At 39.6% G+C, this 9,624-nt stretch carries 5 protein-coding genes; all 5 read right to left on the bottom strand.

Annotated elements, in window-relative coordinates:
• Positions 1-196: 196 nt before the first annotated feature.
• From AAKU64_RS21615 to AAKU64_RS21595, 5 genes are read right to left on the bottom strand one after another with little or no spacing between them, the layout of a single operon-like run.
• Positions 197-1,135: an NAD-dependent epimerase/dehydratase family protein gene (locus AAKU64_RS21615; RefSeq protein WP_354335472.1), complete on the bottom strand. Its 939-nt coding sequence runs from the start codon at positions 1,133-1,135 to the stop codon at positions 197-199.
• Positions 1,132-5,844, bottom strand: a complete 4,713-nt coding sequence (locus AAKU64_RS21610) for a glycoside hydrolase family 99-like domain-containing protein (protein WP_354335470.1) — start codon at positions 5,842-5,844, stop codon at positions 1,132-1,134. Before AAKU64_RS21610 ends, AAKU64_RS21615 begins: the two co-directional genes overlap by 4 nt.
• A gap of 45 nt (positions 5,845-5,889) precedes the next feature.
• Entirely contained in the window at positions 5,890-6,492 is a 603-nt protein-coding gene (locus tag AAKU64_RS21605; RefSeq protein WP_354335468.1) for a methyltransferase domain-containing protein, read from the bottom strand.
• 34 nt (positions 6,493-6,526) lie between these two features.
• Positions 6,527-7,915 (bottom strand): ABC transporter ATP-binding protein, encoded by a 1,389-nt coding sequence (locus tag AAKU64_RS21600; RefSeq protein ID WP_354363003.1) that lies wholly within the window; start codon positions 7,913-7,915, stop codon positions 6,527-6,529.
• Positions 7,905-8,723 (bottom strand): ABC transporter permease, encoded by an 819-nt coding sequence (locus tag AAKU64_RS21595; RefSeq protein ID WP_503012669.1) that lies wholly within the window; start codon positions 8,721-8,723, stop codon positions 7,905-7,907. The genes AAKU64_RS21600 and AAKU64_RS21595 overlap by 11 nt, the downstream gene beginning before the upstream one ends.
• Between the last annotated feature and the right edge of the window lie 901 nt (positions 8,724-9,624).

Here is a 9,624-nt window from a genome sequence, read left to right as displayed (position 1 = left end):
TTAGTTTGTCTCTATCCATTACAATATTCATCGGTCAATTCCTCGGGTGAGGTTAATAGGCCGTGGACATTTACACAAATTTATTTACAGGCTCGAAAAACACCTTGTAACGCTGTCAAATAATGCACAAATAGCAATTGCTCGCTATGAGTTTTTGATATTTCAGCCGTCAATTTAGAAAAAAGACATTTACCGGTCAATGAGGCAACGTCAATTTGATCCACTCGGCAGTTTTCTGCAACCCATCTTGCAAATCAAAGACTATTTGCCAGTTCGCTTGTAATTGCAACTTACTAGAGTCGAGAATGTTGCTACGTACATCGACAGCCCGAGCATCAACATGACTGACTGTAACATCGAGATTCAGACTTAATCGAATTGTTTCAATTAGCCCAATTATTGACGTTCCTTGCCCAGTACCTACATTATAAATTTCTCCGGATGTACCGTGGAACGCTGCATTCATAATGCCGGCAATAGCATCATCGATGTATATATAATCTCTGACGTTTGAACCATCACCCCAAATTTCAATTTTTTGATTTGTTATTGTTTTGTTAACTAATGTAGCAACAATACCTTGTCCCTTGTTAGGATCTTGCCAAGGTCCGTAAGGATTTCCGAGTCGTATTGTGACATAGCTGGTTTTATGTAATCTCTTGTAAAGCTCAAAGTATCTCTCGATCGAGAGTTTTACCAATCCATAAGAGCAAATAGGTTCTGTTGGACTTGACTCATTTATACATTCAGCATCTTTTTGGCCATATACCGTACCACCAGAAGACAAAAAAATCCATTGAATAGCATGATCTTTAGTTTGCTCTAGATAATTAATCGTAGTTACTAAATCGAGAGAAACCTCTTTTGCAGCGCTCAACGTATTCGTGCTTGGCCTACAAGAACTCACTAAGTGAAATACATAAGCGTCATTCAACTCTGCAATCAATTCTGTCGAAGGATGTACAAAATCTCCCAGAATAGTTTTTACATCCTCAGGCCAATGGCTTGAGCTAACCTGATCGAAGCAAGTCACGTCAAATCCGGCTTTACTTAAGGCGTTTGTAAGGTTAATTCCCAAAAAACCTGCGGCACCTAAAATGACTGCTTTGTTATATTTTTTTTCTGAAAAATTCATTGATTACTTATACTTTTGCTCATCGGAATATCAAAATACCTATGGAGATATTCTCGATATCGTTCTGCTTTAACCAAGGCAACGTTACTGGGTTCAACTAGTGATCTGGCTATCTTCTGCAAATTACATACCTCTTCGAGATGCCTTGTGACGTTAAGTGAAGTGGTTACACTGCGTTGATGACGTCTATGCGTGTTTAAAGATCGGTGTTCAAAGTACACTTTTCCGTTTAACAAAATTTTCAAATAAAGCAACCAATCACCTGCCACAGTGTAATCATATAGGTCTCCATCTATTTCATCAAAAACCTTCCTTAAGGATTCTCGTTTAAATACTGCACCGCTAACATTTGGAATCGTATTCTTAATACTTAGCGCCTCTGCTATTTCTACTTTTCCATCTGTTTGATAACTCTTTTCCCATTTAGAAGAAATGTCACGAGTATAGTCTAAGTAATTATTTGCCAACACCCTTCCTTCCTCATCAATTTGTTTCGATTGAGAAAATGCCATCACCACTGATGAATCAGTAAATGCTGAGGTTAGAGACTCTAAGAATTCAGGCTCAGCCAAGTCATCTGCTTCTGCTATCCACACTAAATCACCCTTTGAAAGAGAAATACCTTTCTCCCATTGCCTGAACACAGATCCAGAATTTAGTTCATTTTTTACCAACAAATTATCGAATTTACATTTATTCAAATATCCTTCGATTACCTGTTCGCTTCTATCGGTAGACGCATCATCCAAAACTATCAGTTCATAAATTGGAAACTGTTGATTAACAATACTGTCCAGTCTCATTTTTAAATACTGAGCATAGTTAAAATTTGGTACCACCACGGAGACCCGAGGCAAACCATTCAGGTGATGAACCAAGTCAATTGCGTACTGCCTTAAAGATGGACCCCCCCTACTTTGGGTTTTATGATCTCTGTCCAACAAAGCATTTACCTGCCGGCAAAAATCACTGGTATCAAAATCAATGTGATTTGCAATGCGTCCACCTTGTTCGAGAATAAATTCCTCTGTTCCTGAAGCTCCTTTAAATGCGACCACTGGAACACTAACCTCTGCAGACTCAAGAACAACGTTTGGAAAAGGATCTTCTCTTGAAGTAAGTGCGTAAACTGATGCTGCAGCATAATAAGCCATTGGATCTCTGACAAAACCAGTAAAAATAATTTTGTCTGATAGATCCAGCTGTTTCACTTTAGCCTTAAGCTTTTGCTCAAAACTTATTTCCGCATGCCCCACCCAAATAAATACAACGTTTGGCAAAGTGTGAATTATATTATTTGCAATATCAATAAAAAAATCAGCTCCTTTGCGCATATCCATAAAACCTATCGATAACACAATCTGCGAATTTTCAGGCAACGAGTGCTTAAGACATATTTCTCGATGCGCTTCACTTTTATTATCTTTATAGGGATTTTTTCTCAATACTCCTTGAGGTTGTATCAATACCTTTTCCGTCGATACGGGTGCGATCTCACAGAAAAGCGTATGTACAATAGATGCCGGAAAAACTACCTTATCGGCTAAATGTGCAATTATTCTCGCATTCTCATCCTGTTTCATTTCGCGGATAATCCCTGGCATTTCATGGATCAAACTCAATACTTGAAATCCTGTTGATTTCAATAGTGGCAGAATACTTCCGCAAATAACAGTGCTAGTGATTGCGTCAATTGTGCCGCACGCGTTTAACTTCCTCAAAAAATCATGAACAACTTTAGGGGGTTGTTTTTTTGCGTTAAAGGTAGGACTAATTTTGTTAAACTCTTCAAATAAACTCCCACCATCAAGCGCTAATATTGCAATTAAAAATCCACTCTCCTTCAATTGTCTAGCTATTTCAAGAATTAAAAATTGGGCACCATGGGGATGGCAATCGTGCGTCACTATCAGGATAGCCTTACTTTGGGACGAGGTTGTCTTAGTAATTGCATCGCGCGTAGCCTGCAAATATGCATATCCATATCGCTGATCCGGCTCTAAATGCGCGCCCTCAGCCCATTCATTCCATGCGTTGATAAATATAAGACGCTCATCTTGCTTACTTTGATACCTTAAAGTGTTCCGAATAGCGTTTTCTAACCAACGTTGATATTGTGCTGGGGTTGAATGTTGAAAAACAGTTGCGTTATTTTTTCGCCTAGCCGTGTTATCCCACGAAGGACAGACACCACGAAAAAGTGTGTAATCCGTTTGTTTATAAGCCTCGCTTCTAGAAAGAAATATTCTGGAATCGTATACGGTACCGGAAAAATCATTATTCAGAAGTTGAACAGTATGAGTAATGTCGGGCGGTGACGAGTTGTTAGGAGGAAACTCGATTGCAGCATCGAAATCGTAGACAGTAGGATCTTCAACTTCAAATGATTGTGTATAAGCCAAATAAATCTCACCAATATCATTCTCTTTACACCACACACGCCAACGAGCAACCGTTTCTTTTGGTGATGGTAACAGACCTGGTCGGTAGACAATTAGCAGAGGTTTACCGTCTATACGAATATATCGTGCATCGCTCATGTATCGTGCTACATGTTCGATGAACGCAATGTCATCTTCAGGACTATGTTGCTGCTGAATCAACATCTCTTGATCCAATCCATCCCAACGTCGACTCCAATTCTCATTCGCCCAGCACAAGCAAAATGGCAGATCTAGCGATCTATCATTCAGGTAATTTTCTATCGGTTTTTCAAGTAAACGGGTTCCACCAAACCAATAAAAATAGAAACAAAATCCCTCAACTCCGTAGAGCTTTGCCAACTCTATTTGGCGTCGTTGAACTGATCTATCTAGCAAATCGTAATAACCAAGTTCGCCCGGAACATGTGGTTGATAGTGGCCTTCAAATTGAGACTGGGCGGGTTTAACGTTCGCCCATTCAGTAAACCCCTCACCCCACCATGCATTATTTTCAGGTATTGCGTGAAACTGCGGCAAATAAAAACAAATGAGTTTCACCTGTTTTTTTTGCAACGGCTCAGCCTCTAACAGAGGTACATAAGTTGCAATATCGTTTGCGCCATCAGTTAATTCAGCACTAATTAGCAAGGATGCATAGTTTGCCAACCCAGCGTGCACCGGGTCTGAATTAACCCAATGACGATAGCGACCAAATAAAGATGGAAAACTGCTGATTAAGGCACTTTTTAACATGCCTTTCCACTTACGGGGCAAAGGAAATATTCGCCAAAAAAAACTAAATACATCAAATATGATTGTTTGCAACGCCCCCAAAATACCGATTTTCAATTTACGGTTAATGTAGCGAAAAGGCTTGGTAATAATCCAAGAGCGGCTATCCAAAATTCTTTGCAAAATGACTTCTTTTTCAGTAAGTTGTGTTCTTAATTCTTCAGAAATTTTTGTTAATTCTTCAGAAATTTTTGTGCGCTTACTCAACTCTTCTTCAAGCGCCTGGATATGAGTATTTTGTTTTAATGCTGCTTCTGTTTGGTCAATAATTATTTTTTGAGTTATTTTTTTTTGTTTATTCCAAGCAGCTTCGATTTGAGCATCTATTGTCGCGCCATTGTCACAGATCGTCATTGAAAATTGATCACCGGCTTTTACCTCACGCAATATCCCCAATGGTATTTTTGGATACCATTGGGGATCATCGTTTTCTGAACATAATATTCGTCCTTGATCAGGACTTACACCTGTCCAATATGCGTTAACTAATTCGATGTCTGCGTCGTTAGAGGACCACCGCCATAAAATTTCTTTATTTAAATTGATAATGTGAGCCTGCTTAATCCAAATTGACTTCATATCTGATGCTGGATCAATACGAATTTGACTCAATGGCTCGTTACTTTGGTTTTGAAAATAAAATTCAACAATAGATTCATTTACAGTCACCTCATGTTTATAACCTGGTAATTTATTTGCTTCATTAAAACCTCCTGACGGTGCTCTAGAAAAATAAAGTGCAGTAGTAAATATGGGGCTAATAAGCTTTTTTTGATACCGAGCGATATCATTGACGGGTTCAAGACTAGGATAAATTTTTGTATGAAATATCCACTGATAGACGAGCGAATCCGGACGACTGGTAATAATGGCGTCTAGCCAAGCACTTGGGAAAAGTTTTACTTGTCCATCACCGTACTCTGTGTCGGTTAAATTTCTCTGTACCGTATCTAATTCCCAAAGATATATTCCGCTCTCTGCTAGTTTGGCTTGCAGACTTTTATAAGAATAAAAACGTAAATGCGTATTATCGAGAAGGCCATTTTGGGCATAGCTGAACTTTCCAGCCAATAGCTCAAGAGATGCCGCTATGTGCGTAATATTTGGTACGGAAAATAAAATCGTCCCATGTGGTTTAATTAAAATTCTTAATTGCCTTAATAATTTAGCTGGTTGGTTAAGATGCTCTATCACGTCCGCGACAACAATATAGTCGTACGATTCTGCAGCAAAACTATTAAGCAAATCATCATTTTCCAGATTTTTTATCGCTACTTTTCGATAGACAGGATGACAAATATTGATTGCATCGCCGTCTAAATCAACACCGTCAACTACACATTCCTTCTGCATTACAAGGTAGCGCCCAAGCATTCCGCTAGAGCATCCGACATCTAACACGACTGAATTAGTGCTAATTTTTTCAACAATCTTAGATAACGATTCCTCTATGTCAGGAATAACATCCCTACTGTATTTAGTGTGATTTTCCATTGCTTGATTCTTAACTCATCCGATGTATTTTTATCTTATGCAATACTATAGTTTTCTACTTAATTGAATTAAGAAACGTCTTAATACGTCTCGCATACCAAATGCACGTGTTTTTTTCGCTATAAGTGCAGAGTCATGCCAGCAATTTGTGTGGTCGTCATACAAAGGAGAATCCTCCCACTGTGTATAAGACTCGAGCACATCCAGCTTGGCGTATTTGGCTAATGCACTGAAACCATCAGGATAGAAACGCCAACAATCAACAGGGTAACGATGTTCATAACCTGATGAAGGCGCAACGATACAACATATGCCTCCAGGTTTCAGGACTCGCGCAATTTCGAGCATTGTGATCCAAAAATATTCAATATGTTCAAACGCCTGTCCAGAAATCACTACGTCAACAGAGCTCGATTTGATCTGGCTCCAGTCATAAGGATCCGTTAAAACGATATCTACATTATTTCCAGGAACCATATCGGCCCCTTGGTATTTCCACTTTTCCTGATCGCTGAATAAGGGCTTGTAACTGCCGTTCACGTGAACTTCTTGCGCACCAATGTCAAGAATGACGATTTCATTATTCTTCTTTGTTTCAAGATATTTATCTCGAAACGCCTTCATTTTGTCCATTGAACTTGTATGCATGATTTATATTTAAGGGTTTAAATTGATTTAATAATTATTCAGCAAGGATTCTAATACCAATATTTTGCATCGGTATCCCAATTAATCCTGTAGTAGCTGAAGATGACTCAGATCTGAGAATCATCGCGTCGTGAACCCACTCAAGCTGGGTGTGAGTTTCATTTGTCCCTACCGCAATTGCAGCACAAACTGAGTAATCTCCTTTTGGCAAAATCGGCATGTCGAATTCAAATTCGGCGCAAATGTTGACGTTAGACTGGACAGAAAGTGGCTGTTCGGAATAAGTGAGGTAAGTGTTATCTCCAAATAGAACTTGACCTAATTTGTCTTTGATATAAAAACCTAAAATTGGCGAATAAATATCTCGGGCAACTGCGGCAGCAATAGTTAATACCACGCGCTCACCGCCAACAATCCAGCTAAGAGGATTCATATTGTGATCGTGTAATTCAACTGAAACAATTTTGGCCTCTTTTGTACCAAAACTATCAGCATGTTGATCGAACTCAAATACTTTAATGTCATTTCTTAAGTTACTTAAGTTAATCCAGTTTAATCTGGGATCTTTCTTTTCTACAGCACGAATTTTAGAAGCGACCGGCGAATTTAATTGCACTACGGCAGATTGACCTTGAGTAGCCTCATAAAAAGCAGCTAAGTATTGTTCCGACACGTCTTTTGCAAAACCGCTTAGTTGTGTGCGACCTTTCTCTAGCCAGATTGCACTTTGGCATAAGCTCTTAATGGCAGCGGTATCATGACTGACAAAAAGTATCGTTCCCTTCGCCATAAAGCCGCGCAAAAACCGCATACATTTCTGAGTAAAAAATGCATCGCCAACCGCAAGCGCTTCATCAATAATCAAAATATCTGCATCAACATGAGCAATAACAGCAAATGCCACACGCACAAACATACCGCTGGAATAGGTCTTAACGGGCTGCTCAATGAAATCGCCAATATCAGCGAACGCGATAATATCGTCGATCCGCGCATCTACCTCATCTTTGCTTAAACCGAGCAATTGGCCATTCATATAAATGTTTTCACGACCTGTGTATTCCGGATCAAAACCAGAACCCAACTCTAGTAAAGCCGCCACGCGCCCATTAACAACGATCTCACCATGAGTCGGATTTAACGTCCCACATAAAATCTGCAACAGGGTACTTTTACCAGAACCATTTCTCCCTATAATTCCGAGAGTCTCGCCTTTTTTCAATTCAAAGCTAACGTCGTGTAACGCCCAATATTGCCTTGATGAATTATTCGCCAAAGAATATAACCTCTGCTTCAACGTATTAAACGGACACAAACGTGCGGCAAAAGAAAAAAAACCTTGTTTTAGCCTATCGTTTGGCTTTTCATAGATTTGATAACACTTACTGATATTTTTGATGGAAACAGCCAAATCAGAGGACATCCGCAAATCCCCTACGAGTTTTTTGGAAGCAAACAAATCCGATCCAAGCGATAAAAATTGCTGAGAATGTGTATTGAACTAACTCGATCCAGTCGGGTTGATTGCCCCAGACAATGACCCCTCTCGCGGCTTCAATGGGAAACACCATAGGATTTAACTTAGCAAAAAATTGCCAACGCACAGGTATCGCGGACAATGGGAAAAAAACAGGGGAAAGGAACATCATTCCTGTAACTAAAATTCCAATTGTCTGGCTAACATCCCTCAAAAACACCCCAATTGCCGAAAGAAACCAGCTTGTACCAAGACAAATTAAAGCAAGTGGGAAAACTACAAATGGAAGAAGAAATATCGTCAAGGGCACATAGCCGGTAATTGCGAACTGAAAGACCAGCAAAACAAATACGCTAATTAACATATGAAACATCGCAGATAGTAAGTTAACGCAGGCCAAAATTTCCAATGGAAATACGATTTTTTTAACAAAATTCACGTTACTTATAATCAGACCCGGAGCTCGATTTACATTCTCTGCAAATAAATTAAACATAATCATGCCTGCAAACAGGACAATCGCGAATTCAGATTTAGAGCTGTGCGTTGCGGTCCAACGCGCCTGAAATATTTCACTAAATACGAAAGTGTAAATAGTAAGCATAAAAACTGGCGTTAATAGCGACCACAGCACACCGAGGCTAGATCCTTTATATTTACCTAAGGCATCTCGTGTCGCCATATCAGTGATTAAACGTCTGTGGACCCAAATGGTATGAACTGCATAAAACGGGGAAATCGGGGGGGATGTCATTAGTGGAGTAGGGTTAGATTTAAAACTTAAAGTTTGGTGAGTGTAAAGTGCGTCATTGTAAGTCTAAATCTACTGACTTCACCGAAATGCAAGATAGTGCCTACTGTGCTACAGTCGTACAAGTACAGTTACATTCTGTTAATGTAAGAACGAGACTATCAACATCCATAATTATTGTCAAATAGCCTATATTCTGTGTAAGTATCACGGAGCAATCAATGAGCGTGTTTTTTGAATGAGTTAGCTAACTTTAATCATAAGTCGATTCAACGCGAATCGCAGATATTGGATAGGCATTGTCCATATTTTTGCAGTCTGTAAAATCTTGATGTAAGTCACTTTCGGGGCAGATTCACTCTACAAAACAGCTTTCTGCACTTTGTCGCTGCACGAATCACGCTGTGACGTGACTCAATCGCATTTGTCGTGTAAATGATCCCACAGATGTCTCGCAGATATTCAATAATGTGCACAGCTGAACCCAGTGCGTTGTCCATGAATAAGCGATTTGCGGATAGAGAGTGTCCTATTGCCGACCAAAACGATCTAATTCCGCTAGTGTGTAATCCTCAGTCTGGCTTGGCAAATCCGTTTAAGATCCGCCATAATAGCTTTGCAAGCCCTACATGATACGTATTCATGTAAGGCTTGCAATATGATTTGCGTACCAAGCAAACTGCAAAATTGTTTAGAATATTTTCCCGAGAAATCTGCCCCAGTCAGAGGTAGACCCGCCGGATAAAAGGACTGGTTGGAATAACGTAGTAACTTGATGAAGCTGCGCTAAAATTGCTAAACATTTCATTTATGAGCTTCTTGCAAAATACCCAAACCAGTAAAGTCGAGCATGGGTGTGGCCACTGTTGCGATTGGTTTTCTTGTTTGAAGCGGCACATGTGAC

The organism is Undibacterium sp. GrIS 1.8 (assembly GCF_040544445.1).
In the GTDB taxonomy this organism is placed as follows: Bacteria; Pseudomonadota; Gammaproteobacteria; order Burkholderiales; family Burkholderiaceae_D; genus Undibacterium.
Note: the sequence above shows the minus strand (reverse complement) of the source record. Positions and strands in the feature narration are given on the sequence as shown.

Bases quoted from the DNA above. Each gene is read 5' to 3' on its own strand.
- AAKU64_RS21615 (WP_354335472.1), bottom strand. From the start codon at position 1,135: ATGAATTTTTCAGAAAAAAAATATAACAAAGCAGTCATTTTAGGTGCC.
- AAKU64_RS21610 (WP_354335470.1), bottom strand. From the start codon at position 5,844: ATGGAAAATCACACTAAATACAGTAGGGATGTTATTCCTGACATAGAG.
- AAKU64_RS21605 (WP_354335468.1), bottom strand. From the start codon at position 6,492: ATGCATACAAGTTCAATGGACAAAATGAAGGCGTTTCGAGATAAATAT.
- AAKU64_RS21600 (WP_354363003.1), bottom strand. From the start codon at position 7,915: ATGTCCTCTGATTTGGCTGTTTCCATCAAAAATATCAGTAAGTGTTAT.
- AAKU64_RS21595 (WP_503012669.1), bottom strand. From the start codon at position 8,723: ATGACATCCCCCCCGATTTCCCCGTTTTATGCAGTTCATACCATTTGG.